Origin of the sequence: Marinilabilia salmonicolor JCM 21150 (assembly GCF_000259075.1) — a bacterium.
Taxonomy (GTDB): Bacteria; Bacteroidota; Bacteroidia; order Bacteroidales; family Marinilabiliaceae; genus Marinilabilia; species Marinilabilia salmonicolor.
Genome location: NZ_AJKI01000037.1, coordinates 1 through 340 on the forward strand (window position 1 = coordinate 1; position 340 = coordinate 340).

1 tRNA gene is annotated in these 340 nt (G+C 42.4%); it reads right to left on the minus strand.

Annotation, left to right across the window (positions count from 1 at the left end):
* Position 1 precedes the first annotated feature (1 nt).
* Positions 2-78 (minus strand) — tRNA-Ile (locus W7W_RS0116305).
* Between the last annotated feature and the right edge of the window lie 262 nt (positions 79-340).

The window sequence follows — 340 nt, forward strand, 5'->3', positions numbered from 1 at the left end:
TTGGTAGTCCCGCGCAGATTTGAACTGCGGACCCCTACATTATCAGTGTAGTGCTCTAACCAACTGAGCTACGGGACTGTTATATCCTCCGCAGCTGTAACGCTGGAGGGTGGTTGATTCCCCCTTTTGTCTGGTTTCTCTGCCCTAACCGATTGTCAGTATTAACAGGTTTTATCTTTTCATCAGTATAAGCGATACATGTATCGTCTCTGCTGTCAGAACTTTTAACCTGTCTTTCTTTTAAGGGAACTAATATAAAAATTAATGCAAAACCATAAGATAAAAGCTTTTCCGGTCTCCTTCACTCCTTTGGAAGTCAAAGTCGTTTTGTCTGGTGTTG